This is a genomic window from Bacillus sp. BSL6 (assembly GCF_052928345.1).
Genome location: NZ_JAVGCW010000001.1, coordinates 1,096,566 through 1,122,612, shown reverse-complemented (window position 1 = coordinate 1,122,612; position 26,047 = coordinate 1,096,566). Strand labels below are relative to the sequence as shown.

Sequence of the window (26,047 nt, the reverse complement as noted above, 5' to 3'; positions counted from 1 at the left end):
CCAAGGGATTAAGGTGCCTAGGTTACTTTTGTTACCTATTTTGAGCATTAAGCCCCCTAATAGAATACTTATATATATATTTATTTTTTGTTTATATATATTTTTAGTAACAAAAGTAACAAAAAGAGTATAAAAAGTACCTTGAGCCCTTATGTATCAAGGGTTTCAAGTAATTTTAAATGGGTTACTTTTAGTAACACTTTGGCTATTTTCATCGTTTTTCAGTAACTTTTGCTGCTGAAAAGTATTTTTTCGGTCTGTTAAAGTAACACCTTTGACATAATACTTATTTTTACTACCACGTTCTCTTTTGAATCCTTGGGATTCTAAAATTCTGTAAAACGCTCTATTTTTTAACTGATGCTCACCATTTCGGAAACACCAATTGGAATAAACTTCATATAATTCTTTTGCTTCAATTTGAACGTCTCCCCGTTTAAAACAACACTCAAACATGAACGGACCGAGAATATCCATTTCCTCTTTATAATCGCCAGTTGCTTTCATTACAATTGCTGGATCGTTTAGTCCCGACTTCTGCCACTTCAAGCAACCCTCAATCGCCCAATTCAGAATGCCAGGCATTTCAAGACTTATCTTCTCTGGTAATTTCTTATCACGCTTCTCTTTTGGAAGTTGTAAGTTAAATGGAATCAAGCGAATACGTCTCCAAATACCTTCATCAACACCTTTAATTACTGGCTTATGATTTGTAGTGAAGAAGACTTTAAACTCTGGTATGAACTCAAAATATTCTTGTCTAAGGAAACGAGCCAACACTGGTTCACCACCTGTAATTTGCTTTACAAAAGCTTCTGAGAGTTGTTCACCCTCTTCACTTTCTATTGCAGATACAAAACGGGCTCCCACTAATCTAGCGATATCATTATTGGCTCCTGTTTCTTTTTTCTTGATGAAAGTATCTGATTTAGCTTGTTTACCGTATTCACCCAACAAGTCCTTAATTGTATTAATAAAGGTCGATTTTCCATTGGAACCTCCACCAATCAAGAAGACCATTATTTGCTCCGTAATTTCTCCTGTTAGGGAATAACCAATTAACCGCTGCATATAGTCCACAAGTTCTTTATCACCTTGGAAAATTTGATCTAAGAAATTAAGCCATTCTGGACATTTCGCGTTTTCATCAAATGAAATATTAGTAATTTTAGTTAAACCAAGTTCCCGATCATGTTGCTGCAGCTTCCCTGTTTTTAAATCCACAATACCGTTCTCGACATTGAATAAATATTTATGTCTATCAAAGTCCTCGCGTTCTCCTGGTACTAATGGCATAAGGTCCTTAATACTATTCATTCGGATGTTTCTACGTTCACACATTCGCGCCCATTTCGTTTCCGCTTCATCTTCTGACTTATATAAGCTGCGAAGTACTTTTGCTGTAATTCTTTCAATCTCTTTTTTTGTATCTAGCTTCCAACGTTTGCCGTCCCATATGTACCAACCAATATCGCTAACATATTTAATTACATGGCCATATTCATATGCAATACGTTCGGCATTTCCTAATTCAGTTAAACGAAATTTCTTTTTCGGCTTGTCCTCCACAACTTCAACCGCATCTTCATTAATGAAATCAAAGGAAAATTCTTCGAATTGTTGCTTATTATCTAAAATAGTTGTGGAAGTAGATGAAATGGCTGTTCCTATCGTTCTTTCGCCGTACGTTTCATTTGTATCGCTAAAATGAATAACATCCCATTTGTCACGAATTAAGCTAGTCTCACGGAACATTGCATCCATTCGGGTTGCTGATTTGCCTGTCCAGAAAGCTAGGTGATTACATAAAGCAAGATCAGTTGCCGAATGGTCATTATTTATTAAGTTGCCGTTGTATAATGAACGAATCTCATCACCGTTTTTACTTCTAAACATTCTTTCCCATAGAGCATCATTTGAAATTTTAATTTCATCTTTTTCAAACTCCGCTAAATTTACACGCCCTTGAATGTCACTATCATCAAAATACTTTTCGAATACTTCAGCTAGTTCATCCGTTCGCTCATATACATCATTGGAATTCTCACGATTTCCAGTAAAGGTAAAGAAGCGACCGTATGAGTAAATTTCCAAACCATGCTTTGTATTTTTCCGTCCAGTACCTAAAACAGATTGTGGAAGGCCACCTCTGATAATGATATGAATCCCATTTCCTGACGGCGAAAACTCGGTATAGCTATCTAGTGTATCGATAATCTCCGTTGCAAATGCATTTGTTTTTTCATCTACAACGCACTTATCAATATCGACTCCTATATACTTATCCTGCTTACTGAATACAAAGCCTATTCCGTCATAATCACCTTCTAAGTAGAATTTGACCGCCGTTGCAAATGTTGACCAGGTACGTCTGTTATTTGCTTGAGCCATTTCACCAGTGACTTGATATGGAACTTTTGTTGGTTTGCCGTTTCTTTTTTCCTTACGCCATAAGATCCATTGCGGAAGGGCTTTTAACTCAGTAGGGATTTCATTAAAATTGTATGGATTTTCTTTCATTGCGCCCTCCAATTAGCTTTTTAGGGTATAAAAAAGAGAAGTCGGCAAAACCAACCTCTCTATTTAGTTATTTAGAATGGTAAATCATCATCGCCCACCGTTACTGCTGGACCACTTGTAATTGGATTTACATCCGACACATCATAGTATTTTGCTTTAGCAGCTGTTCGTTTTTCCTTCTTACCATCAACTACTTTGTCATACTCTTCATGCTTTACAGTGATTTTTAAGTTCTTATTAATAAGTTGCTTGCCCATATCTTCAGCAGAAGTGAATGCATGATTATTACCAAAACCGCATGCTTTTAATAATGAGTTAACGATTCTTACTGAAACCTCATGTTCGAATGTAAACATGTTATAAAGGATTTTTGCACCTTGGTGATTCTGCGGCACATCACTACGAATCTCAAAATCTACTGTTAATTTATCTTTGCCAGCTTGTGTTTTACCAGCTTCCGCATTTACAATTACCGCTTCATATTTACCTTCGGCAACTAATTCAAAACCTGTATTTACGTTTGTTTCATCAAATTTAAAGAATGACATTATTTATTCCTCCAATTGTTTTAATATGGTATTACAGCAAGAATGTTGTGTGGATGGAGTACTTGTCCATGTCCTACAACCAAAATCCCTCTGTATTTTTCATAGTGATAAATATCAACTTTTTGCATGAATTGCATTGCTAACTTCTTTTGTATTTCAATGAGCTGCTCTTGTGTCATCATGCTTTCTCCACATTCGCTAATATTAATTCTTCTTGTATGCAGCCTTGGCGCGTATCTAAATGATTCTTAGCGTAAACACTTTGGTCACCTTCTAAGATGAACCCTCGTGTCCCATCGGCTTTTTTAACTAATCGTCCAACGACATGAACAATTCCCATAATGTGATTAACGATTTTATCTCGAATATCAGGAATGAACTGTGTATATTGCTGACCATCATCATGAATGATAGTTCTTGTTGTCTCCCAAGCCGTGAAAATAATATTTGCATCTAATGCCTTAAATGTTTCTACTAACTTTAAAAGATGGTTATCTAGCAAAGCGTAATGCTTCAATTCAGGCATACCACTTTTAGTATCTTCGCCTTTTTTAAGCAACCATAACTTTTGATAATGAGTTAAATTATCGATGAAAATATTGTCATACTTATCGATATTAGCTTTTGCAAGTGCATAAAACTGTAGAATGCTATCATGCGGATTGCTCTCATCAATTTCAGCTACATCTACATTTTCATAACCAGATAACACTTGGCTTGTCCCATCAATATCAAATACCAATGTTTTTCCTGGTAATAACCCAGCAACCGTTGTTTTCCCACTGCCTGGTTTTGAATAAGCAATAATTTTTGCTCTTTCACTTTTCGTAATTTCAGTACCGTTTTTAGTTTTCATTTAATTCACTCCTTTTTCATCTAGCAATCCAAGGTTATATGCAGATTTAGCTGTTACATGGTCTACTAACATTCCGTTAACTGTATTGGCATAAGGAGATATTCTCCCTTGATAATAACCAGTTTCTAACTCCGTTTTAGAGAATGGATGCCCTGGCTTTAAAACTGGATTTCCGCTAAATTTATATTTCTTTTTCGCCCAAATATAATAACGACGTTTTCCAGTTAAATACAAAGTTCTTCCTTCTCTATCTTGGTAATACCAATCGTATAGTTCTGGACCAATTTCACTTGCGCCACACACTTGACAATGATATGGTCCACACTGTTGCATCCCAATTCCTATATCTACAAAATCAGCTTCCATTTCTTCTTTGCAATATGGACATTCTTTTGTTGGTGTATCGTATGCACCCATTCTTATACCTCCACAATTGATCGTCTTTTAATTCCGATAATCGGCTCTGTATATCCAGCAAGCTCTAGCTGCCTTTGAGCTTTTCGAAGTACATAATCAATATTTTCATTTTCTTTTATGGATCCGTCAGGATTTAAATGTTTATTAGGAATCCATACGTTTTGATTTGTTCCACCTAATGTAAATCGTTTTGCTGCATAGTTTTTGTAATTACGATTAATAAGTTCTAACTTTATTCCTTTATAAAACTGGATCATTCCTAAACTTCCACACTATAAGAAATAGATTCAGGTTTAACCGTTACCCCTGGGACAATTTGTCCATCCTCATCCACAATTACTTTCTCACCACTGATTTCTACAATTTTTAATTTCTTCTTGAAATCAGTCCATTTGACTTCTGTTTTTAAGCAATCATCCAGATTATTTTCAATAGCATATTGAAGTACCTGGGCTTTATCCTGTTGTTCAGGAGCTTCCTTACTCTTACGAGTTTTTGATTTACCATAAGGTGTACTAATTGTTTTCTGCTTTGGATCCGCTGCAAGTTGTTCCATGTGATAACGTCGGATATGAGTTTCAAAGAATGAAATAGTATTGTGGACGGGCTTTAATTCATTTTTCTCCCATTCAGTAATACGCTCACGTTCATCATTTGCTAGTGTTGTAATTTGCTTTTCTTGCGCTTTAAGAGCCGTTAATTTACGGAATGCCCAATTTAAACTGTTAATATCCGTAATTTCAAACTGTTGCTCCGCATCTTGTAATTGGTCCACTTCTAATAATTCATTTTGTTGTAATGCATTCATCGATATTACCTCCAAATTTGTTTTCAAATTCTTTCTCAGTTAGAAGAGAAAAATAAGTTAATTCGTTTATCGTTAAACTAATTTGAATCGGATATTCAGAACCCTCATGTTTCACTACATCTAAACTTCCTTCTTCATTTAGAAGCTTTCCAAGCAGTTCACTTGTTACATGAATTTCATTACTCCATGACCTAAGAATTCCGTAATCATAAGCTTTGTTCGCAACTTGTACATATTCTTCAATCGCTTTAATATCCATTAGAATTCCACCACCCTGGCATATTCCACTGTTTTGCGGATAACTTCTCCACCAACATCATTGGCTACTTGTTTTGATTCTTCATATTCAAATTCCATTGCACTTTTCACTAACTTAGTTACGACCAATGGATTCGCTTTACTAACAAATAAATTACCTACACTTACTAGATATATAGTTTTAGGTGCTAATTGTTTATCCATGCAGATTCCCCTCGCTTAAAAGTAAAATTAGGTCCATTCGCTTTACCTTTACGTCCAGCTTCAGCTTTGGACATCTTAGGTGTAGTTATGGCTTCTTCTACGCTCATTTTCATTTTGTTACTTGTACGTGTATATAAAAGTGATTTACTAATTCCATTAGCGGCTGCACGTTCAATTTGTTCTGGCGTAAATTTACACATTAATATGTAACCTCCTTTACAGGAAATCTATTCATGCTATAATGACTGTGAATTTTCTTTTCTAAATCACCTGTTGGCGCAGGTGGTTTTTCTTTTATACAGCTCGAAAGCACTCAACATTTTGTTTCTCAATTAAGTAATCCGTTAAATTTTCTTTAAGTACGATATCCTGGCCAAACATAAAATACTTATCATCTTGCTGAATTTCACAACCATAGCAATCTTCAATTGGATGATCAGGTTCTTTAATAGATTCCTTTTCAGCAATCTCTTCCACAAATATTGCATCGATATTGCTCATCCCAATGTGAAGTGGTACCTTTCCAGTAATACCTTCCCATTCGATTTTTGATAATGCACCAAAACTATTGTTAAATGTTTTAAATTGCGCTGCCGTAAAACTAACCTTTGCGCCTGATTTAAAAACCAATGTTACTTCCTTCAATTAACTCACCTCCCTTCGAGATGAAACCTTACGGTTCTTTTCATATAACTTACGCTTTGCTTCTAACTCCATAGCCAGTAACAATGTAGGACTGTTCTTCGCTTCAGCACATCTTTTTCTTACTTCATGACCTTTCATGATTCTTGTTGCGGATAATACTCCGTTCATTTTTCTTCACTCCTCTTGTCTGTTCTTTTCAGAGAATTAACTGTTCTTTATAAAGAGACAAAATTCGACATTTTTATTACAAAAAAATAAGCCCTTATTTATTAATGTATTGGTTGTTCCCTTATCCACATTAGTAAAAAATGTTCCGTTTCAACCGCTGGAAAGTACCATTTCCCACCTATTTTGTATTTTGAAAAACGTTCATCATAGAAGAACTTCTCTTTTATAGTATTTTCACTCATACTTGTTTGTTTACAGAGTTCTTTCATGTCCCACAAGGTCTTTCGTCTTTCAATTTGATCCAAACGCTTTCTTAACTCTTCTATAAAACGTTTTTCAATGATTTGGTTATCCAATTGAATATTAAGCATGTTCTCACCTTCTTTCTCGCCAAGAAAATTCGACATTTTCTTTTTAAAAAAAGTGAGGATTTCTCCTCGAAACTCAATTGACTTTATTTTCTTCAAACTCAAATAGATACTCTAAATTATGTTCTGGAAAAAAAGTTTTCTTAATTTCAAGTGCTTCGTCATAGTAAAAACGAAACTTTCCATTTATCTTGTCACTAACTGTCGCGTGGCGAAGATTCAGGTGCGAAGACACTTCTGTAATCATAATTCCTTTTCTCGCCATCTCTGCACGCAAATTCGGATACATTTTCTCACCACCCAATCTTTTTGTACGATATTGCGTTCATTTCTCTTTCAATATAAACGCATTTTCGTACAAAGTCAACGAAAAAACGAAAAAAAATACTCATTTTCGTATGTTTTTCTATTTACATACAATTTCAGTTAGGTTATGATATAAACAGATATACGAAATATCGTATACATTTCAATTCGAAAGGAGGTGAAATTAATGAAGAAGGCGGAGATTATTACGCACTTAATAAAAGAAGCTGGTTATAGTAAAAGAGCTTTTGCAGAAAAAATCGGACTACCACCTACAACATTACAATCAATGCTATCAAGAGGCATAGGCAAGGCATCTGTTGATAATGTAATTAAAGTATGTAAAGGATTAGGGATTACTACCGATGATTTAGAGCGACTAGAAAACCAAAGTACTGACAAGGTCAAAGAAGAGTTATCTATATATGAAACAGTCGACAAAAATCAATCGAATATTACCCACATCCCTATAATAGGAGCTGTCGCAGCTGGTACACCAATATTCGCAGAAGAAAACATTGAAGGTTATTTACCAATGCTATCCACTTTCTTGAATTCAGCTAAAAAGTATTTTTATCTCATTGTTAGAGGTACAAGTATGAATCTTGAATTCCCTGAAGGCTCATTTGTCCTTGTGGAAGAAACACCGTTTGTAGAAAATGGACAAATTGCGGTCGTAAAAGTCAATGGTTATGATGCAACGGTCAAAAAGGTATCGAGATCCGGAAATATCATTACTTTAATTCCATTGAGTAATGATCCTATTCACAAGCCACAAACTTATGATCTTTCAACGGAAGATGTAAAAGTTATTGGACGTGTTGTACAAGCAGTAAAGAATTATTAAATTTCTAGCGCTAGCAATTTAACACCAAAGAGTAGGCGACGGTCTACTCTTTTTAAACAAATTGGAAAGGAGTTCTTAAATGGCTAGTTTCCATAAATATCGTAAAAAAGGGTCAAATAAAGATTCTTGGGAATATCGAATACGATATAAAGATTTAATCACTCAAAAATTCAAAGAGAAATCTAAAAAAGGATTTTCAAGCAAAGCGGAAGCAAAATTAGCGGCTGAAGAAATGGAACGACAGTTACGTGAAGGCACGAATCTAACTGGCGAATCCATGAAAGAGTACCTCATTACATGGTTAAACGAATATAAAAAAGGGACAGTAGCAATAAATACGCTTCTCTCTCATCAAAACAATATAGAAAAGCACATTATCCCTTATTTTAAAAACATTCTTTTAAAAGATTTCAAACCAGTACTATACCAAAAGTTTATTAATTCTTTAGTCGATAACGGCTACAGTAGACGTACTATTGAGATTGTTCATGGGACTATGAATAACGCTATGGAAAAAGCTATAATTCTAGAAAAGATAACTAAAAACCCTTGTACAGGAGTAGAAATAAAAGTTAAAGCAAAAGAATCTGAAGTAAAATTTATTGAATCGGATCGAATTGCTGACTTTTTGAGAGAAGCTTATAAATATGATTATATTTATTGGATTTTTTACAAAGCTCTTATTGAAACGGGGATGCGAAAGGGAGAAGCTGCAGCACTTCAATGGACTGACATTGACTTAAAGGAAAAGACAATTACCATAAATAAATCATTGGATTTCAGGTTAGCTTCTAAAAACCCTGAAATGATGTTTGGAGATACAAAAAACTATAATTCAAAGCGAACCATCACTATTAGCGAGGGACTTGCTAGCGATTTACGCTTCCACCAGAAATATCAAAACCAAAATAAAATTGCATTAAATGATTGTTACTACTTTGAATTTAACTTAGTTTTCTGTAGAAATGATGGAAATTATCTACCTAAGTCTAGTCTTTTCAACTCCTTCTCTAGAATTTTAAAGAAAGCAGATTTACCATCATTACCTATACATTCATTGCGCCATACGCATGCTGTATTACAGATTGAAGCTGGAGCAAGTATGAAATACTTACAAGAACGTCTTGGACATGGCAGTATGCAAATTACTGCTGATGTATATTCCCACATTAGTAAGAAGCTAGATCAAGAAGCAATGGCCAAATTCGAGGAACATATGCGAAGTATCTTAGAGTAATTTTTAAGATATTTGTGGGCATTTTGTGGGCATCAATTTTAATCCCTCAAATTATTATCATTTTGCCCACAATAAAAAAACCCTCAACACGTTATGTGTCAAGGGTTTAAACCTCTTAGTAAAGAGACATATATTGATCGCGTTCCCATTGGTGAACTTGCGTACGGAAGATATCCCACTCAATTTCTTTCGCTTCGATGAAGTGCTCAAGTAAGTGATCTCCTAATGCGTTACTAATTACTTCGTTAGATTGTAATGTAACTAAAGCTTGCGCTAATGTTGCTGGTAAGTCAACGATACCTGCTTCTTCGCGCTCTTCTTTTGTCATTACGTAGATGTTACGATCTACTGCAGCTGGTGGAGTTAATTTGTTTTTAATTCCATCAAGACCTGCTGCTAATAATGTAGCCATTACTAAATATGGATTTGCAGCTGGGTCAACACTACGTACTTCTACGCGTGTACTAATACCACGAGATGCAGGGATACGTACTAATGGACTACGGTTTTGTGCAGACCATGCTACGTAACAAGGAGCTTCGTATCCAGGTACTAAACGCTTGTAAGAGTTTACAGTTGGGTTTGCCACCGCTGTAAATGCTGGTGCGTGTTTTAAAATACCTGCGATGAAGTGACGAGCATCATCACTTAATTGTAAGTCACCGTTTTGATCATAGAATACGTTCTCACCATTTTTGAATAGTGATAAGTTACAGTGCATACCTGAACCGTTCACACCGTATAATGGTTTTGGCATAAATGTTGCGTGTAAACCGTGTTTACGAGCAATTGTTTTTACAACAAGTTTGAATGTTTGAATGTCATCACATGAACGAATTGCATTTGCATATTTGAAGTCAATTTCGTGCTGCCCTGGAGCAACCTCATGGTGAGACGCTTCAATTTCAAAGCCCATTTCTTCAAGTTCAAGAACGATATCACGACGACAGTTTTCCCCTAGATCCATCGGCGCAAGGTCGAAGTATCCACCGTTATCGTTTAATTCTAATGTTGGATTTCCTTTTTCATCTACTTTGAATAGGAAGAATTCTGGCTCTGGTCCAAGATTGAAATCTGAGAATCCTAAAGCTTCCATTTCTTTTAATACACGTTTTAAATTGTTACGTGGATCCCCTTCAAATGGAGTGCCATCTGCATTGTAAATATCACAGATTAATCGAGCTACTTTACCTTTTTCAGCTGTCCAAGGGAAAATCACCCAAGTATCTAAGTCTGGATATAAGTACATATCAGATTCTTCAATACGTACGAAACCTTCAATAGAAGATCCATCAAACATCATTTTGTTATCAAGAGCTTTTGTTAATTGGCTCACTGGAATTTCTACGTTTTTAATTACCCCTAAAAGGTCCGTAAATTGTAATCGGATATACTTTACATTCTCTTCTTTCGCCAAACGGAAAATATCTTCTTTTGTGTACCTAGCCATTATAAATTCCTCCTTAGTCCCTCTAAACACCTTCAGAATCAGTTCTCTTTAGTGAAAAAACCTTGAAATATCACCTTGTCGCAATGAAGTTCGATTAAATCTACCTGTATGTTGTAGTTCGTCTCGAAGTATTTTGCGAAGCTCAGTTTTTGAAATTTCTTTCGTTTCTTCTTTTATTTTCACTGCTTCTGTTTGATTTTCTTTCATTAGTAACACTTGTTTAATACCAGCCATATTCAAGCCTTGATCTAATAAATCTTTAATCTCTAACAACTTATCTACATCGTTAAATGAAAATAATCTACGATTCCCCTTTGTACGGGTTGGAGAAACAAGATTATGCTCTTCATAGTAGCGAATTTGACGTGCAGATAATTGTGTTAAATCCATAACAATACCAATAGGAAACAGCGGGGCAGAACGTCTATCTTCTTTCATCGTTTCAGTTCCTCCTTCGCCTTAACTGCTTCTCATTTTATACCATGTTATGTTTGATGTCAATAGATGTTAGCTTTTCTTACATGATTTTTTAAAAATTTTTTCATTCTTTTTTCTAATGAAATAAATCATTACTTTCACGCGAAAAAAGCTGTCGAAATCGACAGCTTCCCTTTAAGAAATTGTTAATAATTCTTTTTCAATTAATGCATCAATTGCAGAACAAATCGCAATCTTCACATGCGAATAAGTTAGCCCACCTTGTACGTAAGCAACATAAGGCGGACGAATTGGACCATCAGCCGACAATTCAATACTTGCACCTTGAATAAACGTTCCCGCAGCCATAATTACATCATCTTCATACCCCGGCATATAGTTGGCATATGGAGTGAAGTGAGAGTTAATTGGAGATGCATATTGAATTGCTTGGCAGAATGCAATCATGCGATCTTTGTCATCAAATTGAACAGATTGAATTAAATCTGTTCTTGGTGCATTCCACGCTGGTGATGTATTCATTCCTAACTTTTCTAAAAATGCAGCCGTAAAAATCGCACCTTTTAGCGCTTGTCCTGCTACATGCGGCGCTAAGAAGAAACCTTGATACATTTCTTGCAGACTGTATAAAGATGCCCCTGCTTCCGCACCGATTCCTGGAGATGTTAAACGATAGGCGCACGCTTCAACATACTGTTCTTTACCAACAATGTAACCACCAGTTTTAACAATTCCCCCGCCCGGGTTTTTAATAAGCGAACCCGCCATTAAATCTGCACCAACATGACATGGCTCTTGTTCTTCAATAAACTCGCCATAACAGTTATCTACAAACACGACAACATCCGGTTTAATTTCTTTAACAAACGCTATCATTTCTTTAATTTGAGAAATAGTAAAAGACGGACGAGTAGCATAACCTTTTGAGCGCTGAATACCGATCATTTTCGTATTACTATGAATGGCAGCCGCAACAGCTCCTAAATCAACAAGCCCCTCTTCAGTAAGCGGAACTGCATTATAACCAATATTATATTCTTTAAATGAACCTACACCTTTTCCGCGTACACCAACGATTTCTTCTAACGTATCATACGGCTTACCAGTGATGTACAATAACTCATCTCCTGGACGTAAAATACCAAATAACGCTGTAGAAATAGCGTGAGTACCTGAAATGATTTGCGGACGAACTAGGCCAGCTTCCGCTCCAAATACATCTGCATACACTTTTTCTAACGTATCACGACCAATATCGTCATAACCGTAACCTGTCGTCGGAATAAAATGTGAATCACTAATTTTATGTTTACGAAAACTTTCTAATACACGAAACTGATTACTTTCAATTACTTCATCCGCACGTTTATGTACTTCTGTAATTTGGCTCTCTACTTCTTTTACGATTGGAGCAATTTTTTCTCCATTTTTCAAACGATCAAACATTTTTATTTTCTCCTTCTTCCACTAAAAATCTCTTTAATTGTACATTAAGCGATGAATGAGCAAAAATATACCCCGCGCAATCATATACAAATTTATCTTCCAAAAACTCCATTTTCGTTAATAGCGTCTCCGTCTTTAATAGAGTTAATAACTTACCTTCACTCGGAGGAATCTCCACTTGATAACGATTCATTTCTTCCTTCATTTTCGTTTCTATCGCTTCTTTTATATGTAATAGATCCTTTTCTTCAAAAGCACTAGTCATTAAGAAGTCATTTTTAGGAAACGGAATAAAGTTTTGATGTAATTCATCTTTTTTATTATATAACGTAATAATAGGAATATGATTTATTTCGAGTTCTGACAACAATTGTTTTACTGTTTTCTCATGCCCTACATAATTAGGATCTGCAGAATCCACAACATGTAAAATAACATCCGCTTCACCAGCTTCTTCTAACGTCGAACGGAATGCAGCAATTAATGACGTAGGTAAATCTTGTATAAAACCAACTGTATCAGTTAGTAATACTGTATAACCAGAAGGTAGCGGCATCTTCCTTGTTGTCGGGTCTAGTGTTGCAAACAACAAGTTTTCTTCAAACGTATCAGCTTCCGTTAATCTATTAAACAGCGTAGATTTTCCCGCATTCGTATATCCTATTAATGAAACCTGGAATACTTTATTATCTTTTCTTCTTTCACGATATCTTTTTCGATGTTCCACAACAACTGCAAGTTGCTTCTTTATTTCATCAACGCGCGCTCGAATATGACGACGATCAGTCTCAAGTTTCGTTTCACCTGGCCCTCTCGTTCCAATACCACCACCAAGACGTGATAAAGACAATCCTTGCCCCATAAGACGCGGCATTGTATATTGCAACTGAGCTAATTCTACTTGAAGCTTCCCTTCTCTCGACTTCGCACGTTGCGCAAAAATATCTAATATGAGTTGCGTTCGATCAATTACCCTCGCATCTAATACTGCGGATAAATTCCGAATTTGACTCGGTGTTAATTCGTTATTAAATACGATAACATCCGGTTCTAGTTCTTCAGTTAACATTGTAAGCTCTTCTAATTTACCTTTACCTATATAAGTCGCCGGATGAAACTTCGGTCGTTTTTGCATTGTAGACACTAACAATTCTGTCCGTGCAGTTTTCGCTAATGATGCAAGTTCTTTCATGGAATGCATAAATTTTTCATCATCATCTTGCGGCAATTGACAGCCCACTAATATGACTTTCTCTTTTTCTTCCATCAAATATGTTCACTCATCCTTTTCGAAATTTAAACCTTCTAATATAATAGCAGAGGAAGCACATTTCATCTAGTTAGCGGGGGAGAAAATTCATGGCATGGGAGATTTTTAGCATCATAGGCACAATTGCTTTCGCATTAAGCGGGGCTATTGTTGCAATGGAAGAGGATTATGATATTTTCGGGGTGTATATTTTAGGAATGGCAACCGCATTTGGGGGAGGTGCCCTTCGTAATTTATTAATCGGTTATCCGATTGTCGCGTTTTGGCAACAAGACATGTTATTCCAAATCGCACTTTTATCAATGACGATTATTTTTCTTTTTCCAAATAAATTAATTAGACACTGGAAAAAGTGGGAAAACATCACTGATGCTATCGGCTTATCAGCATTTGCCGTACAAGGGGCATTATACGCTCAAAAATTAAATTTACCAATTAGCGCTACAATCGTAGCAGCCGTTTTAACTGGCATTGGAGGCGGTATTATCCGCGATCTTTTAGCCCGTAGAAAACCTCTCGTTCTTCGAGCTGATGTATATGCTTTTTGGACGATTCTGGCAGGTTTCTTAATCGGCGCTCAAATTATTGTTAGCGATTGGGCTCTATACACCTTATTCATTTTAATTGTTTGCTTCCGCATGGTTTCTATTCATTACAAATGGCATTTACCGCATAGACGCATCGACACAAACGAACGTTCAATGCATAAATAGCAATCCAACCTCTTTACAAATCGTAAAGGGGTTTTTCTTTTCTAATGAGTTTTTCTTTACAGAATGTTTATACTAATCCTCAAAGCGAGGTGAATACAAATGACAAACCATGTGAATAAAGGGGCTCAAAAAAGCTCAGTAGGTCAAATTGGACACGACCCTAATTCCGCACACGAAAAAAGTGCTAAAATGGAACGATTCCATAAATCTTATCAAGAAAAAGCAAAAAAATAATAGAAGCACTTATACAGAAAAACAGACGCACAGCTTACGTACTGTGCGTCTCCTCTTCAAGCATCAAATCACTGCTTGATATTCCAATCAAATCATATTTATCATATGCATCCTCTTGTAACAACCGCATAGCTTGTGTACGAATCGATTTTTCAACAATATTCCGGACATATCGTCCATTACTAAAGGATGTAATTTGCGATGAGTATTTTACAGCATGTAAATGATCTCTAAATTTCCATTCAGCCTCTTTCGATAACTGATATTCACGTTCTTCATACATCCTCTTCCCTATTTCTAACAACTGATTTACTGAGTAGTCCGCAAACTCAATTATAAATGGAAAACGAGATTGCAGTCCTGGATTCAATGAAAGAAAATGATTCATCTCTCTTGAATATCCAGCTAAAATCAATACAAAACCGTGTTGTTTATCTTCCATATGTTTTACGAGCGTATCAATTGCTTCTTTTCCAAAATCTTTTTCTCCCCCTCGTGCTAATGAATACGCCTCATCAATAAACAAAATTCCTCCCATTGCTTTTTTTATTAAATCTCTTGTTTTTTGAGCTGTATGACCGATGTACTCTCCTACAAGATCCGCACGTTCAGCTTCAACTAAGTGCCCTTTTGATAGAATATTCATCTCAAATAATAATTTCCCTATCATTCTAGCAACAGTTGTCTTCCCTGTACCTGGATTCCCTTTAAATAACATATGAAGCACTTGCTTCTCAGACTTCAATCCTATTTCTTGTCTTTTTTTATTTACATAAATCCAAGCATATATTTCTTTTATTATCTTTTTTATATCATCCATCCCAACGAGCTTTCCCATCTCTTCTTCAATTCTTTGCAGCATCTCATGTTTCGTAGTAGTTTCACTTGAAATTACTGTTTTATTTTCTGCAGCCGGTAAAGAAATTTTCTTTCGATGATTTAACACAATGTTAATTTGATTATTATTTTTCTTTCGCATCGATTGTTCCATACAATCACCTCATTTTATCCACTCACCAAATATTATTATTCTTGTCTCCCTTACAAATGACTATTTTCAGAAAAGTTTGCTATAATAAAAGAAATAATGAAGGTGGTGGGACTATGGAGACAACGGAATTCCATGATACAATACAAGCCTTTTCTATTTTTTTATTGAATAAAGGCCGAAAACCTTCAACCATTAAACGTTATGTTTATGACATTGAAGATTTCGGACATTGGTTAGAAAAAAACAAAAAGCTCCCTTCCAGTAATATATGGGCTACACTTTGTACAAAAGACTACGAAGATTACTTTTCCGACTTAAAAAAGAATCGACATTACTCAGAGAAAACGATGCACCGCGTATTCATTGTACTAAATAGAATGCATCACTTTCTAAACATTCCTAATCCATTAAAGAACATGGAAATTTCTATTCAACCAGACCGCACACTCCGCAATGAAGATTTCATTTCATCTGATGAAGAAAAAAGATTAAAACATATAGTCACTTCATTAGAAGGACTTTCAGAAAAACAACGTCCTGTACGCCCTTTATTGATGGATCGTAATATCGCTATTTTAAATTTATTAATTGACTATGGATTATCCTTACAGGAACTTACATCATTAACTATGCATCACGTCCACTTTGAAACTAACACGTTATCTATACCCGCTACCGCAGGAGTAGAAAGAACAATTACATTAACCAGTGAAGACAAAAAACAACTATATACTTATTACAAAAGCATCCCTGAACCCGTTCGTCCAAAATATCATAGTAATGACCCATTATTTGTCGCATTCGATTTTAATCGCGGAACATACAGATGGGTATACGAGAATGATGCACCAAAGGGATTAACAGAAATCGCTATCCAAAAAATGATTCGCCTTGAAGTGTCTAGAGCTAATTTACGCAAAGGAATCTCCGGGCAACACTTTCGTAACACCTATATTTTAAATTTAATCAAAAAAGAGACTCCAGAGTCAGAAATTATAAAGCTAGCTGGTTTCAAATCAAAAATTTCACTAAAACGATATTATCAATACGCAGAAAATAGAAAAAACGCCTTATCATAAGGCGTTTTTTCTATTTTTTCTTCAAACAAACGATTTTACTATGACCATTTAACTAATTTTTGCATCTACTATGATGAGTTTCATTCACATTCTCATTAGAAAGGAGAGATTTAATGTCTCGTTATGACGACAGTCAAAACAAATTCTCCAAACCATGCTTTCCAAGTAACGCTGGACGAATCCCCAACACTCCATCAATCCCAGTTACTAAGGCACAACTTAGAACATTTCGCGCAATCATTATCGATTTAACAAAAATAATCCCAAAACTTTTCGCAAATCCATCTCCCCAAAATATTGAAGATCTAATCGATACATTGAACCTGCTAAGTAAATTTATTTGTTCACTAGACGCCACTTCCTCCCTGAAAGCACAAGGGTTAGCTATTATTAAAAACTTAATAACTATATTAAAAAATCCAACTTTCGTAGCAAGCGCTGTATTTATCGAGCTTCAAAATCTAATTAATTTTTTATTATCCATTACAAAACTATTCCGAATTGACCCTTGCACACTTCAAGAGCTTCTTAAATTAATCGCAGCATTACAAACCGCTCTAGTTAATTCTGCTTCATTCATTCAAGGACCTACTGGACCTACTGGGCCAGCAGGTGCTACTGGCGCTACCGGACCTCGAGGTAACACGGGCGCTACTGGCGCTACCGGTGCTACTGGACCTCAAGGCGTTCAAGGTAACACAGGCGCTACTGGTGCTACTGGACCTCAAGGCGTTCAAGGTAACACAGGCGCTACTGGTGCTACTGGACCTCAAGGTGTTCAAGGGCCAACGGGTGCTACTGGTATAGGAGTTACCGGACCTACTGGGCCTACTGGACCTAGCTTCCCTATAGCAACAATTGTTGTAACAAACAACATTCAACAAACAGTACTACAATTTAATAACTTTATCTTCAGTACTGCAATTAACGTAAATAATATTATCTTTAATGGCACAGACACAGTTACAGTTATCAACGGTGGTATTTATGTAATTAGCGTATCCATCTCTACAACTGCACCAGGATGTGCGCCACTCGGAGTAGGAATTTCAATAAATGGAGCAGTCGCAACTGACAACTTCTCTTCAAATTTAATAGGCGACTCACTTTCATTTACTACAATCGAAACATTAGCTGCAGGAGCAAACATTTCTGTCCAATCTACTCTTAATGAGATTACGATCCCTGCAACAGGAAACACTAACATTCGTCTAACTGTATTTAGAATCGCTTAAATTTCACTATTTATTGTTTATAGCAAATAAAAAAAGAGCGAGAAATTTCGCTCTTTTTTGTTATGTACAATAATTCATTACTATTCTAATTCAATTGAAACATTTTTTTGTGGTACAAATGTAGAAATTGCATGTTTATAAATAAGCTGTTGCTTACCTTCTGTTTCCAGTAGGACTGTAAAATTATCAAATCCTTTAATTAATCCACGAAGCTGGAAACCATTTAATAAGTACAGCGTAACAAACGTATTCTCTTTACGGAGTTGATTTAAAAACTGATCTTGAATATTGATTGATTGCTTCATGTCGAATCCTCCTCTTTTTCTCTACTTACTATTATTCGACTTTAGTTGTAGCTTTCCTTCTATGTATCGTAAAATTTCTGACGTTTTTTCACCGTCTGTAACATCAAACCATGTGACATCCATCTTATTACGGAACCACGTTAATTGACGTTTTGCATAACGACGTGAATTCGTCTTTAATTGTGATACCGCTTCTTCTAAAGAGACACGATCCTCAAAATAATCATATATCTCTTTATACCCAATCGCTTGAATAGATTGACAATCTCGTACCCCTCGATTATACAACCCTTCTACTTCTTCTAATAAACCTTGGTCCATCATTATATCAACTCGTAAGTTAATGCGATCGTATAGCATTTCACGATCCATTGTCAAGCCAATTAAGGAAACATCGTATAATAACTCGTTTTCTTGTTTTTCAAGTTGATCACTCATTTTTTCACCCGTCGTGTGGAAAATTTCTAACGCCCTAATGACACGGCGTACATTATTTGCATGAATACGCTCAGCGCTTTCTGGGTCTACTTCCTGTAATTTCTTATGTACATATTCCACACCACGTTCTAATGCTAACTTTTCCATTTGTTCTCGGTATATAGCATCACCAGCATCATCCGTAAACTGATAATCGAATAAAACAGATTGTATATACAGACCAGTTCCACCAACGATAATCGGCAATTTACCACGCTCTGTAATCTCGCGAATATGCTTACGAACACGTTCTTGAAATTCGGCAACCGAAAATGATTCTTCCGGATTTTTTATATCAACCATATAATGTGGAATTCCGTCCATCTCTTCTTTCGTCACCTTTGCGGTTCCAATATCCATCGTACGATAAATCTGCATGGAATCTCCACTTATAATTTCACCATTTAACGCTTTGGCAAGATCAATACTTAACTTCGTCTTCCCAACAGCAGTTGGTCCAATGATGACAGCAACTTTTTCACGTTGCACTTCTCCCATATCATTCAACTCTCTTTATGTAATGTACTCCATCTATTGATTATATCCAATCTTACCAATTTTAACGGCATGATTGCAAGTTCTTTCATTACGGTACATGAAATTATAAATAAAAAAGAACATAGTTTGTCCAATTCCGCATATACATGATTAAAAATACCTTCGAGAGGATGAGTTAACTATGAAACAATCCACTATCAATTTTTCATCTTTGACAAAAGACCTCATTTTAGCTACTGCTACAAAAGAACACAATTGTTCACAAGAAGAATTATACTTCGCCTTAAATTGTTTACTACGTTCTTTTCATTCTGCTCTCCAAGAAACAACATTACATCTAGAAAATAAAGATACAGAGTATATACAAAACCAATTTTGCAGCGCATATAAAATTATTACAGGTAAAACTATTTATCCTTTTCAATAATCCATAAAAGGCGATTGCTTACATACTTTCAAGCAACCGCCTTTTATATTAATACATATATACTACTCTATAACTTTCACTTTTACAGATTTGCGCCCCCAGCTATTCGCACTACCATCTGAGCCAACTAAAACATCAATACGATTTCCTTTAATCGCACCACCAGTATCTCCAGCAATCGCTTCTCCATATCCTTCTACCCATACTTTTGATCCAAGTGGAATTACTTTAGGATCAACAGCAATTACTTTCATATTTGGATTCGCTGTTAAGTCATGCCCCATTGCAGTTAATACACGACCACCATACGAACCATTCTCACTCGGATCTGCTGTATATGCTGTCGCTTCTACCGTTATTTCACGTCCACTAGTCGGTGCACTTGTTTCATTAGATTTCGCAACTTGTTTCGTAGTTGACTGCTGTTTTGCCACAGGTTTACTTGATTCTACATTCTTAACAGATTCTTTACTCTTAACTACTTTATTACTTTTAACCGGCGTATTTACTCTTTCCGGCGCTTCTTCTTTCGTTGCAACTTCTTTCTTTTCAATCACTGGTGCCGTTCCTGTTAAAAATGGCACATGAACATATCCTGTTTTTCCATTATAGTCAAATTGCAACCATTCATTTTGAACTTGATTTGTCGTTTCAATTACATCATTTTTATTCAGTTTTCCAAGAATTTCTGAGTCAGTATTCGCTCCAGCGCGAACATTTAACACACCCGCCGTTACATAATATGTACTTTTTGTAAATTCAGCACTTACAAACGCTTCTTGACCATTTAATTTAATTTTTGTCCATCCGTTTTCTGTATTTACAACATCTAATTTATTTCCACTTAACATTTTACCTACAAGCTTAGACTCTACAGTTGGGTTTTCTCTAACATTTAATACGTCTGTTGTTACAATCGTTTCCGCTTTCGCAGAACCTGCAAAAATCCCAAGACCAAAAACTGCCGCCGTTGCTATACCTAATAATTTTTTCATGAATAGCCTCCATTTGCTTTGTTTTCGTATTTTTATTATAGCAACGGATTTTTAAGATTTTTAGAAAACACACAATTACAAACCATTCGTAATATACGATTAATGAGCTGTAACATAAATTTCCATATTAATGAATTACATTTCCAATAGAATTCCCAATAGCTTTCATATATTTTCCACATACAAGCACCAGAATTTTTTTCCAGAAAAAATTACAGTATTACTTTTTTGTTACAAAAAAATCATATTTCATTACATCTTTTACCAAAATTCATCATTCTCCAATTATCAACCTCCTTTTTTGTAATAAAAAGGAGCAGCTAATAAAAGCTACTCCCTTTACACGTATTATTTAACTTTCTTTTTCCAAATTCCCATCATAAGAGCAGAAACAACTGCCCCTATCAATATCGAGAAAATATATAACACTGGTTTATTTACTAAAGCGATAACAAACAATCCACCATGCGGTGCTGGTAATGTAATTTGGAATAACATTGATAATGCACCTGCAATACTTGAACCGACAACACAACTGACAATTACCCGAACCGGATCTGCTGCTGCAAATGGAATCGCGCCTTCTGTAATAAACGATGCCCCCATAATATAATTTGTTAAACCAGACTTACGTTCCGCTTCTGTAAACTTCGATTTAAAGAAGGTAGTTGCTAACGCAATTGCAAGCGGTGGCACCATACCACCAGCCATAACCGCTGAATGCACCCCAAAGTTCTTCGCTTCTATCGCAGCAATACCAAACGTAAATGCTGCTTTATTAATTGGACCACCCATATCAATTGCCATCATCGCACCTAAAATAAGACCTAGTAATATAGCATTTGTACCGTTCAAACCATTTAACCATCCTGTTAACATTTCATTCAATGCTACTACAGGCGGAATTACTACTTTTTGCATAACAACTCCTGTAATCAATAATCCAAAGACTGGATATAACAAAACAGGCTTAATGCCTTCTAACTGTACTGGTAACCCTGAAAATAATTTTTTCAATCCTAAAACAACATATCCGGCTAAGAAACCAGCAATTAATCCACCTAAAAATCCAGCATTCGCATGTGCCGCTAAAAATCCTCCGACAACACCAGGCATAAAACCAGGACGATCAGCAATAGAACTCGCAATAAATCCAGCTAAAATTGGTACGAGGAATAAAAACGCCCCTGTTCCCCCTCCTCCAATAGACATGAACAATTCAGCTAAAGGACCTTCTGCTTTTATACCACCAAACGAAAACGCTAGCGCAATTAAAATCCCGCCACCAACAACGAATGGAAGCATATTACTTACGCCGTTCATTAAATGCTTATAAATTCCTAATCCATTTTCTTTCTCCGTATTTTCTGCCTTTCCATCCTCTTTTACACCTTTAAAGATTGGTGCATCCTGTTTTACAGCACGATTAAGAAGCGTCTCCGTTTTTCTAATCCCATCAGCGACTGGCACTTGAATAACATGTTTCCCAGCAAAACGGTTCATTTCTACTTGTTTATCTGCCGCAACAATTATAGCCGTTGCGCGTTCAATATCCTCTTTCGTTAAACCGTTTTTTATACCTGTTGATCCGTTCGTTTCAACTTTAATTGCAATTCCTAGCTCTGCTGCTTTTGCTTTCAAGCTATCCGCGGCCATATATGTGTGAGCGATTCCAGTCGGGCAAGCCGTAACCGCTAATACGTACGGTTCATTCCCTTCTGGTTTTGCAACTTCAACCCCTTCTTCTTCTTTTTCATTTTCTTTTTCATCAAATAAACGAAGAAGTTCTTCTTCATCCTTTGCTTCTAACAATTGCTTACGAAACCCTTCATCCATTAATAGTGTAGATAGGCGTGATAACGTTTCTAAATGCGTATTATTCGCTCCTTCACTCGCAGCAATCATAAAGAATAAATGCGCAGGTTGTCCGTCAAGCGATTCGTAGTTGATACCGCTTACACTTCTACCAAAACAAATCGCTGGTTGCTTAACAGCTTTTGTTTTCGCATGAGGTATAGCAATCCCTTCACCAATGCCGGTTGTACTTTGTGACTCCCGCTTTAAAATAGCTTCTTTAAATTCAGCTTTGCTATTTAAACGATTTGCCCCGTTTAATTTCTCAACTAACTCATCTATGACAGCTTCTTTATTTGAAGCTGTCAAATTCATAATAACTGTATCCCTTTTTAAGAGTTCTGTAATTTTCATATGTTGCTTCCCCCTATCGCTTAGTTACAATTACTTGCGACAATAATTCTTCTACTTTTTCCTTTTCACATAAATCGGCTGAAAATGCTGTTGCACTCCCTGTTGCAACGCCATATTGAAATGCCTTTTCAATATCTTTTGTCTGTTCATATCTTCCTACAAATCCCGCAACGAGAGAATCTCCAGCCCCAACCGAATTAATTACAACACCTTTTGGAATAGTTGCTTCATATATACCTTCTGCCGTAAATAATAAAGCCCCATCTCCGGCCATTGATACGATAACATACTCTACACCTTGTTCAACTAATTTTCTTCCATATGGTAAAACATCTTCTACTGTGGAAATCTCTACTCCGAATAACTCACCAAGTTCATGATGATTAGGCTTTATTAAAAATGGTTTATTTTTAACTACATGCTGCAAGGCACTTCCGCTCGCATCTACTACTACACGAATACCTTTTTCAGCTCCGAACGCTGCGATTGATTCATAAAAAGTAGTTGGAATAGACGCTGGTACACTTCCAGCTAGTACAACACAATCTCCCTTTTGCATACTTTCAATTTGTTTCATTAATTGTTCAAATTGTTCCTTAGTCACACTAGGTCCTTGCCCATTTAATTCTGTTTCTTTTTTCCCTTTTATTTTCACATTAATTCGAGTATCTTCATTTACTTGGATAAAGTTTGTTATTACACCTTCCGTCTGTAATACATCTTTAATAAATCGACCGGTAAATCCACCAGTAAATCCTAGCGCTACATTTTCAACACCTAAACGATGAAGAACACGAGAAACATTAATCCCTTTCCCTCCAGGAAACTTCATATCTTTTTCTGCTCGATTTACTGCGCCTAACTCTAAGGAATTAACTTGTACTATATAATCAATAGATGGGTTTAAAGTTACTGTATAGATCATTGTTTATCAGCCTCAATTACATTGGTTTGTCTTTTATATTTTTCTAAATCAATTTCTAAATGGTTTGTAATAATATTCGCCTCTTCAACGTTGGCAATTTTCGCAAACGCAACTTCCGAAAACTTACTTTCATCAATTAAGAAATATCCTTCATTTGCTAATGTTAATGCCATTTGCTTTAAAAGTGCCTCTTCTGGATCTGGTGTTGTAAAACCAAGCTGTTCATGTACACCATTCGCTCCTAAAAAACATTTATCAAAACGATACTTCTGCATACTTTCCTGCGCCATTGCACCGATTAAAGCTTTCGTCCTACTCTTCATCATTCCGCCTAGTAAATAAGCACGAATATTATTTTCAACTAAAGCTTCGATATGCATAAGTCCATTCGTAACGACAGTAACATCCTTATTTATTAAAAATGGAATCATTTCAAATGTTGTACTTCCTGCATCTAAATAAATGCAATCACCTTGTTCCACAACGCTAGCCGCATACTTCGCAATTTGTTGTTTTATTTGAATGTTTTTGGATGATTTTTCAACCATCGTCGGCTCCTGTCCTTTTCCTGTTAAAACAGCCGCACCACCGTGAACTCTTTTTAATAACCGTTGTTTTTCCAATTGCGCTAAATCACGACGAATTGTTGATTCAGAGCTCGCTGTTCTTTCCACTAATTGCTGTAATTTAACAACCTTCTGCTCTTTTACAAGTTGCAATATCATTTGATGACGTTCAGGAGTTAGCATTTCATTCACCTCTTCTTTGATTACAGTATAATGAAAAAGATCACAAAAATCAACCATAAACATTCATAAATAATCAAAAACAGTCATAAACAGTTATAAACAACAAAAAAGAAACCCATTGGATTGTTATATCAAATGGGTTCCTGTACTCGCTTCACTTATAAGGAAGCTTTATATATGCTTAAAACATCGTCTTTATTTAATTTTTTAAAGTTACCAAATTCGCCATAAGCCATCGCTTTATCCGCCATTACATCAATTTCATTTTCTCCAATAGCATAATCAGATAACGTTACTGGTGCCTCAATTGAAGTCCAAAATTGACGTAACGCCTCAATTCCTTCTAACGCAATTTCTCGATCAGTCTTTCCATCTGTTTCTACATCGAATACACGAATAGCGAATTGTTTAAAACGACTTACATTTTCATCTACAACATGCTTCATCCAGTTCGGGAATAAAATCGCAAGGCCACCTCCGTGTGGTATATCATGAACCGCTGAAACCGCGTGCTCAATATTGTGTGTTGCCCAGTCTCCTTTTACTCCCATCGCTAAAATACCGTTTAGCGCCATAGTACCGCAGTATAAAATAGTTTCTCTATGCTCATAACTTTCTAAATCACTTAAAAGCTTAGGGGCGGTTTCAATTACTGTTTTTAAAACAGACTCACAATAACGATCTTGTAATTCTGTATTTGTTCCATGATGGAAATATTGTTCTAATACGTGTGACATAATATCTACCATACCGTAAATTGTTTGATCCCTCGGTACAGACGCAGTATGAGCTGGATCTAAAATTGAAAACTGAGGGAAGGTAACTGGGCTACCCCAGCCATATTTTTCATTCGTTTCCCAGTTTGTAATGACAGAACCAGCATTCATTTCAGATCCTGTTGCCGCAAGAGTAAGCACAGTACCAAATGGTAATGCCTCACTGGCAAATGTTTTTTTCGTTACAATATCCCACACATCTCCATCGTACTTACTACCAGCTGCAATTGCCTTCGTACAGTCGATTACACTACCTCCACCAACTGCTAAAATAAATTCAACACCATTATCTTTACAAATTTGAATCCCTTTCTTTACAGTTGATACACGTGGATTCGGTTCAACACCTGTCAATTCAAATACTTCTGCATTTATTTCCTTTAAAATAGAAATTACATTATCATAAATACCGTTTCTTTTAATGCTGCCTCCCCCGTATACGAGAAGAACTTTTTTACCAAACTGTGGAATTTCAGTTTTTAACTGTTCTAATTGACCTTTACCAAAAATAAGTTTCGTTGGATTACGAAATACAAAATTTTGCATATCCCTTTACCATCCCTTCTATATGAAAAGCAACTATACTTTTGTATAACATATTTTTTTCATTTCACAAAAATATTTGCCTAACAAAAAAAATCCCAGCCTA

General features: G+C 35.9%; 33 protein-coding genes. 7 read left to right on the top strand and 26 right to left on the bottom strand.

What is annotated here, in order from left to right:
* Positions 1 to 165: 165 nt before the first annotated feature.
* From RCJ96_RS06120 to RCJ96_RS06055, 14 genes are all read right to left on the bottom strand, one after another.
* Positions 166 to 2,520: a phage/plasmid primase, P4 family gene (locus RCJ96_RS06120; protein WP_446699739.1), complete on the bottom strand. Its 2,355-nt coding sequence runs from the start codon at positions 2,518 to 2,520 to the stop codon at positions 166 to 168.
* Positions 2,521 to 2,591: 71 nt separating this feature from the next.
* Positions 2,592 to 3,068, bottom strand: a complete 477-nt coding sequence (locus tag RCJ96_RS06115; protein WP_446699738.1) for a DUF669 domain-containing protein — start codon at positions 3,066 to 3,068, stop codon at positions 2,592 to 2,594.
* A gap of 20 nt (positions 3,069 to 3,088) precedes the next feature.
* Positions 3,089 to 3,247, bottom strand: a complete 159-nt coding sequence (locus RCJ96_RS06110) for a hypothetical protein (RefSeq protein ID WP_446699737.1) — start codon at positions 3,245 to 3,247, stop codon at positions 3,089 to 3,091.
* Complete coding sequence (locus RCJ96_RS06105) at positions 3,247 to 3,924, bottom strand: AAA family ATPase (protein ID WP_046646653.1); 678 nt, start codon at positions 3,922 to 3,924, stop codon at positions 3,247 to 3,249. Before RCJ96_RS06105 ends, RCJ96_RS06110 begins: the two co-directional genes overlap by 1 nt.
* Positions 3,925 to 4,341, bottom strand: a complete 417-nt coding sequence (locus RCJ96_RS06100) for a hypothetical protein (protein WP_266119085.1) — start codon at positions 4,339 to 4,341, stop codon at positions 3,925 to 3,927.
* 2 nt (positions 4,342 to 4,343) lie between these two features.
* Entirely contained in the window at positions 4,344 to 4,598 is a 255-nt protein-coding gene (locus RCJ96_RS06095) for a hypothetical protein (protein ID WP_446699736.1), read from the bottom strand.
* A 2-nt stretch (positions 4,599 to 4,600) separates the two neighbouring features.
* Complete coding sequence (locus RCJ96_RS06090; protein WP_446699735.1) at positions 4,601 to 5,149, bottom strand: host-nuclease inhibitor Gam family protein; 549 nt, start codon at positions 5,147 to 5,149, stop codon at positions 4,601 to 4,603.
* On the bottom strand, positions 5,127 to 5,408 hold the full coding sequence (locus RCJ96_RS06085) for a hypothetical protein (RefSeq protein ID WP_446699734.1): 282 nt from the start codon (positions 5,406 to 5,408) through the stop codon (positions 5,127 to 5,129). Before RCJ96_RS06085 ends, RCJ96_RS06090 begins: the two co-directional genes overlap by 23 nt.
* Complete coding sequence (locus tag RCJ96_RS06080) at positions 5,408 to 5,611, bottom strand: hypothetical protein (protein WP_446699733.1); 204 nt, start codon at positions 5,609 to 5,611, stop codon at positions 5,408 to 5,410. Before RCJ96_RS06080 ends, RCJ96_RS06085 begins: the two co-directional genes overlap by 1 nt.
* Entirely contained in the window at positions 5,596 to 5,811 is a 216-nt protein-coding gene (locus RCJ96_RS06075; RefSeq protein WP_446699732.1) for a hypothetical protein, read from the bottom strand. The genes RCJ96_RS06080 and RCJ96_RS06075 overlap by 16 nt, the downstream gene beginning before the upstream one ends.
* 94 nt (positions 5,812 to 5,905) lie before the next feature.
* Positions 5,906 to 6,256 carry a YqaI family protein gene (locus RCJ96_RS06070; RefSeq protein ID WP_438906731.1) on the bottom strand — a complete coding sequence of 117 codons (351 nt, stop codon included), beginning with the start codon at positions 6,254 to 6,256 and terminating at the stop codon, positions 5,906 to 5,908.
* Complete coding sequence (locus RCJ96_RS06065) at positions 6,257 to 6,424, bottom strand: hypothetical protein (protein ID WP_446699731.1); 168 nt, start codon at positions 6,422 to 6,424, stop codon at positions 6,257 to 6,259.
* Positions 6,425 to 6,525: 101 nt separating this feature from the next.
* Positions 6,526 to 6,795 carry a hypothetical protein gene (locus RCJ96_RS06060; RefSeq protein ID WP_134197667.1) on the bottom strand — a complete coding sequence of 90 codons (270 nt, stop codon included), beginning with the start codon at positions 6,793 to 6,795 and terminating at the stop codon, positions 6,526 to 6,528.
* A gap of 73 nt (positions 6,796 to 6,868) precedes the next feature.
* Complete coding sequence (locus tag RCJ96_RS06055) at positions 6,869 to 7,081, bottom strand: hypothetical protein (protein ID WP_134197666.1); 213 nt, start codon at positions 7,079 to 7,081, stop codon at positions 6,869 to 6,871.
* A gap of 204 nt (positions 7,082 to 7,285) precedes the next feature.
* Between RCJ96_RS06055 and RCJ96_RS06050 the strand changes: the two genes are divergently transcribed.
* Together RCJ96_RS06050 and RCJ96_RS06045 are read left to right on the top strand one after the other, a co-directional pair.
* Positions 7,286 to 7,945 carry a LexA family protein gene (locus RCJ96_RS06050; RefSeq protein ID WP_270794094.1) on the top strand — a complete coding sequence of 220 codons (660 nt, stop codon included), beginning with the start codon at positions 7,286 to 7,288 and terminating at the stop codon, positions 7,943 to 7,945.
* A gap of 79 nt (positions 7,946 to 8,024) precedes the next feature.
* On the top strand, positions 8,025 to 9,182 hold the full coding sequence (locus tag RCJ96_RS06045; RefSeq protein WP_270794092.1) for a tyrosine-type recombinase/integrase: 1,158 nt from the start codon (positions 8,025 to 8,027) through the stop codon (positions 9,180 to 9,182).
* 115 nt (positions 9,183 to 9,297) lie between these two features.
* Here RCJ96_RS06045 and glnA read toward each other — a convergent pair whose 3' ends face one another.
* The 4 genes from glnA to hflX form a co-directional block, all read right to left on the bottom strand.
* A complete protein-coding gene (glnA, locus tag RCJ96_RS06040) occupies positions 9,298 to 10,632 on the bottom strand; it encodes a type I glutamate--ammonia ligase (RefSeq protein ID WP_000135330.1) in 1,335 nt (444 codons plus the stop codon).
* A 48-nt stretch (positions 10,633 to 10,680) separates the two neighbouring features.
* Positions 10,681 to 11,070, bottom strand: coding sequence for a transcriptional repressor GlnR (gene glnR, locus RCJ96_RS06035; RefSeq protein ID WP_000656782.1), 390 nt, complete (start codon positions 11,068 to 11,070; stop codon positions 10,681 to 10,683).
* 174 nt (positions 11,071 to 11,244) lie between these two features.
* Positions 11,245 to 12,516 carry a methionine gamma-lyase family protein gene (locus tag RCJ96_RS06030; RefSeq protein ID WP_000460300.1) on the bottom strand — a complete coding sequence of 424 codons (1,272 nt, stop codon included), beginning with the start codon at positions 12,514 to 12,516 and terminating at the stop codon, positions 11,245 to 11,247.
* Positions 12,509 to 13,783, bottom strand: coding sequence for a GTPase HflX (hflX, locus tag RCJ96_RS06025; protein WP_416503916.1), 1,275 nt, complete (start codon positions 13,781 to 13,783; stop codon positions 12,509 to 12,511). Before hflX ends, RCJ96_RS06030 begins: the two co-directional genes overlap by 8 nt.
* 92 nt (positions 13,784 to 13,875) lie before the next feature.
* On the opposite strand from hflX, the gene RCJ96_RS06020 reads away from it, so the two are divergent.
* Both RCJ96_RS06020 and RCJ96_RS06015 read left to right on the top strand, forming a co-directional pair.
* Entirely contained in the window at positions 13,876 to 14,499 is a 624-nt protein-coding gene (locus tag RCJ96_RS06020) for a trimeric intracellular cation channel family protein (protein ID WP_000312265.1), read from the top strand.
* 99 nt (positions 14,500 to 14,598) lie between these two features.
* A complete protein-coding gene (locus RCJ96_RS06015; RefSeq protein WP_000181496.1) occupies positions 14,599 to 14,733 on the top strand; it encodes a hypothetical protein in 135 nt (44 codons plus the stop codon).
* A gap of 34 nt (positions 14,734 to 14,767) precedes the next feature.
* Here RCJ96_RS06015 and spoVK read toward each other — a convergent pair whose 3' ends face one another.
* The gene (spoVK, locus tag RCJ96_RS06010; protein ID WP_000438184.1) at positions 14,768 to 15,724 is read right to left on the bottom strand and encodes a stage V sporulation protein K; all 957 of its coding nucleotides are present in this window, start codon (positions 15,722 to 15,724) and stop codon (positions 14,768 to 14,770) included.
* A gap of 113 nt (positions 15,725 to 15,837) precedes the next feature.
* On the opposite strand from spoVK, the gene RCJ96_RS06005 reads away from it, so the two are divergent.
* On the top strand, positions 15,838 to 16,803 hold the full coding sequence (locus RCJ96_RS06005) for a tyrosine-type recombinase/integrase (protein ID WP_000450314.1): 966 nt from the start codon (positions 15,838 to 15,840) through the stop codon (positions 16,801 to 16,803).
* A gap of 113 nt (positions 16,804 to 16,916) precedes the next feature.
* Positions 16,917 to 18,038, top strand: coding sequence for a Gly-Xaa-Xaa repeat protein (locus RCJ96_RS06000; RefSeq protein WP_446699730.1), 1,122 nt, complete (start codon positions 16,917 to 16,919; stop codon positions 18,036 to 18,038).
* 80 nt (positions 18,039 to 18,118) lie between these two features.
* Here the strand turns inward: RCJ96_RS06000 and hfq are convergent, their stop codons facing one another.
* Together hfq and miaA are read right to left on the bottom strand one after the other, a co-directional pair.
* Entirely contained in the window at positions 18,119 to 18,343 is a 225-nt protein-coding gene (hfq, locus tag RCJ96_RS05995) for an RNA chaperone Hfq (RefSeq protein WP_000813896.1), read from the bottom strand.
* Positions 18,344 to 18,364: 21 nt separating this feature from the next.
* Positions 18,365 to 19,318, bottom strand: a complete 954-nt coding sequence (gene miaA / locus RCJ96_RS05990) for a tRNA (adenosine(37)-N6)-dimethylallyltransferase MiaA (protein ID WP_074608209.1) — start codon at positions 19,316 to 19,318, stop codon at positions 18,365 to 18,367.
* 181 nt (positions 19,319 to 19,499) lie between these two features.
* Here miaA and RCJ96_RS05985 point away from each other — a divergent pair, with 181 nt between their 5' ends.
* A complete protein-coding gene (locus tag RCJ96_RS05985; RefSeq protein ID WP_000814415.1) occupies positions 19,500 to 19,745 on the top strand; it encodes a hypothetical protein in 246 nt (81 codons plus the stop codon).
* A gap of 62 nt (positions 19,746 to 19,807) precedes the next feature.
* On the opposite strand, the gene entD is transcribed toward RCJ96_RS05985, so the two are convergent.
* The 5 genes from entD to RCJ96_RS05960 all read right to left on the bottom strand — a co-directional run bounded on the left by entD (position 19,808) and on the right by RCJ96_RS05960 (position 25,944).
* Complete coding sequence (gene entD / locus RCJ96_RS05980) at positions 19,808 to 20,740, bottom strand: cell wall-binding protein EntD (RefSeq protein ID WP_000734633.1); 933 nt, start codon at positions 20,738 to 20,740, stop codon at positions 19,808 to 19,810.
* A gap of 348 nt (positions 20,741 to 21,088) precedes the next feature.
* Positions 21,089 to 22,948, bottom strand: coding sequence for a PTS fructose transporter subunit IIABC (locus RCJ96_RS05975; RefSeq protein WP_074608210.1), 1,860 nt, complete (start codon positions 22,946 to 22,948; stop codon positions 21,089 to 21,091).
* Between the two features lie 13 nt (positions 22,949 to 22,961).
* Positions 22,962 to 23,873, bottom strand: coding sequence for a 1-phosphofructokinase (pfkB, locus tag RCJ96_RS05970; protein ID WP_074608212.1), 912 nt, complete (start codon positions 23,871 to 23,873; stop codon positions 22,962 to 22,964).
* Positions 23,870 to 24,622, bottom strand: coding sequence for a DeoR/GlpR family DNA-binding transcription regulator (locus RCJ96_RS05965; protein WP_000957268.1), 753 nt, complete (start codon positions 24,620 to 24,622; stop codon positions 23,870 to 23,872). Before RCJ96_RS05965 ends, pfkB begins: the two co-directional genes overlap by 4 nt.
* Positions 24,623 to 24,780: 158 nt before the next feature.
* Positions 24,781 to 25,944 (bottom strand): iron-containing alcohol dehydrogenase, encoded by a 1,164-nt coding sequence (locus tag RCJ96_RS05960; RefSeq protein ID WP_074608213.1) that lies wholly within the window; start codon positions 25,942 to 25,944, stop codon positions 24,781 to 24,783.
* Positions 25,945 to 26,047: the final 103 nt, after the last annotated feature.

What these genes read in the sequence shown, in the direction of transcription:
- RCJ96_RS06120 (WP_446699739.1), bottom strand. Translation starts at nt 2,520, where the DNA reads ATGAAAGAAAATCCATACAATTTTAATGAAATCCCTACTGAGTTAAAA.
- RCJ96_RS06115 (WP_446699738.1), bottom strand. Translation starts at nt 3,068, where the DNA reads ATGTCATTCTTTAAATTTGATGAAACAAACGTAAATACAGGTTTTGAA.
- RCJ96_RS06110 (WP_446699737.1), bottom strand. Translation starts at nt 3,247, where the DNA reads ATGACACAAGAGCAGCTCATTGAAATACAAAAGAAGTTAGCAATGCAA.
- RCJ96_RS06105 (WP_046646653.1), bottom strand. Translation starts at nt 3,924, where the DNA reads ATGAAAACTAAAAACGGTACTGAAATTACGAAAAGTGAAAGAGCAAAA.
- RCJ96_RS06100 (WP_266119085.1), bottom strand. Translation starts at nt 4,341, where the DNA reads ATGGGTGCATACGATACACCAACAAAAGAATGTCCATATTGCAAAGAA.
- RCJ96_RS06095 (WP_446699736.1), bottom strand. Translation starts at nt 4,598, where the DNA reads ATGATCCAGTTTTATAAAGGAATAAAGTTAGAACTTATTAATCGTAAT.
- RCJ96_RS06090 (WP_446699735.1), bottom strand. Translation starts at nt 5,149, where the DNA reads ATGAATGCATTACAACAAAATGAATTATTAGAAGTGGACCAATTACAA.
- RCJ96_RS06085 (WP_446699734.1), bottom strand. Translation starts at nt 5,408, where the DNA reads ATGGATATTAAAGCGATTGAAGAATATGTACAAGTTGCGAACAAAGCT.
- RCJ96_RS06080 (WP_446699733.1), bottom strand. Translation starts at nt 5,611, where the DNA reads ATGGATAAACAATTAGCACCTAAAACTATATATCTAGTAAGTGTAGGT.
- RCJ96_RS06075 (WP_446699732.1), bottom strand. Translation starts at nt 5,811, where the DNA reads ATGTGTAAATTTACGCCAGAACAAATTGAACGTGCAGCCGCTAATGGA.
- RCJ96_RS06065 (WP_446699731.1), bottom strand. Translation starts at nt 6,424, where the DNA reads ATGAACGGAGTATTATCCGCAACAAGAATCATGAAAGGTCATGAAGTA.
- RCJ96_RS06060 (WP_134197667.1), bottom strand. Translation starts at nt 6,795, where the DNA reads ATGCTTAATATTCAATTGGATAACCAAATCATTGAAAAACGTTTTATA.
- RCJ96_RS06055 (WP_134197666.1), bottom strand. Translation starts at nt 7,081, where the DNA reads ATGTATCCGAATTTGCGTGCAGAGATGGCGAGAAAAGGAATTATGATT.
- RCJ96_RS06050 (WP_270794094.1), top strand. Translation starts at nt 7,286, where the DNA reads ATGAAGAAGGCGGAGATTATTACGCACTTAATAAAAGAAGCTGGTTAT.
- RCJ96_RS06045 (WP_270794092.1), top strand. Translation starts at nt 8,025, where the DNA reads ATGGCTAGTTTCCATAAATATCGTAAAAAAGGGTCAAATAAAGATTCT.
- glnA (WP_000135330.1), bottom strand. Translation starts at nt 10,632, where the DNA reads ATGGCTAGGTACACAAAAGAAGATATTTTCCGTTTGGCGAAAGAAGAG.
- glnR (WP_000656782.1), bottom strand. Translation starts at nt 11,070, where the DNA reads ATGAAAGAAGATAGACGTTCTGCCCCGCTGTTTCCTATTGGTATTGTT.
- RCJ96_RS06030 (WP_000460300.1), bottom strand. Translation starts at nt 12,516, where the DNA reads ATGTTTGATCGTTTGAAAAATGGAGAAAAAATTGCTCCAATCGTAAAA.
- hflX (WP_416503916.1), bottom strand. Translation starts at nt 13,783, where the DNA reads ATGGAAGAAAAAGAGAAAGTCATATTAGTGGGCTGTCAATTGCCGCAA.
- RCJ96_RS06020 (WP_000312265.1), top strand. Translation starts at nt 13,876, where the DNA reads ATGGCATGGGAGATTTTTAGCATCATAGGCACAATTGCTTTCGCATTA.
- RCJ96_RS06015 (WP_000181496.1), top strand. Translation starts at nt 14,599, where the DNA reads ATGACAAACCATGTGAATAAAGGGGCTCAAAAAAGCTCAGTAGGTCAA.
- spoVK (WP_000438184.1), bottom strand. Translation starts at nt 15,724, where the DNA reads ATGGAACAATCGATGCGAAAGAAAAATAATAATCAAATTAACATTGTG.
- RCJ96_RS06005 (WP_000450314.1), top strand. Translation starts at nt 15,838, where the DNA reads ATGGAGACAACGGAATTCCATGATACAATACAAGCCTTTTCTATTTTT.
- RCJ96_RS06000 (WP_446699730.1), top strand. Translation starts at nt 16,917, where the DNA reads ATGTCTCGTTATGACGACAGTCAAAACAAATTCTCCAAACCATGCTTT.
- hfq (WP_000813896.1), bottom strand. Translation starts at nt 18,343, where the DNA reads ATGAAGCAATCAATCAATATTCAAGATCAGTTTTTAAATCAACTCCGT.
- miaA (WP_074608209.1), bottom strand. Translation starts at nt 19,318, where the DNA reads ATGGGAGAAGTGCAACGTGAAAAAGTTGCTGTCATCATTGGACCAACT.
- RCJ96_RS05985 (WP_000814415.1), top strand. Translation starts at nt 19,500, where the DNA reads ATGAAACAATCCACTATCAATTTTTCATCTTTGACAAAAGACCTCATT.
- entD (WP_000734633.1), bottom strand. Translation starts at nt 20,740, where the DNA reads ATGAAAAAATTATTAGGTATAGCAACGGCGGCAGTTTTTGGTCTTGGG.
- RCJ96_RS05975 (WP_074608210.1), bottom strand. Translation starts at nt 22,948, where the DNA reads ATGAAAATTACAGAACTCTTAAAAAGGGATACAGTTATTATGAATTTG.
- pfkB (WP_074608212.1), bottom strand. Translation starts at nt 23,873, where the DNA reads ATGATCTATACAGTAACTTTAAACCCATCTATTGATTATATAGTACAA.
- RCJ96_RS05965 (WP_000957268.1), bottom strand. Translation starts at nt 24,622, where the DNA reads ATGCTAACTCCTGAACGTCATCAAATGATATTGCAACTTGTAAAAGAG.
- RCJ96_RS05960 (WP_074608213.1), bottom strand. Translation starts at nt 25,944, where the DNA reads ATGCAAAATTTTGTATTTCGTAATCCAACGAAACTTATTTTTGGTAAA.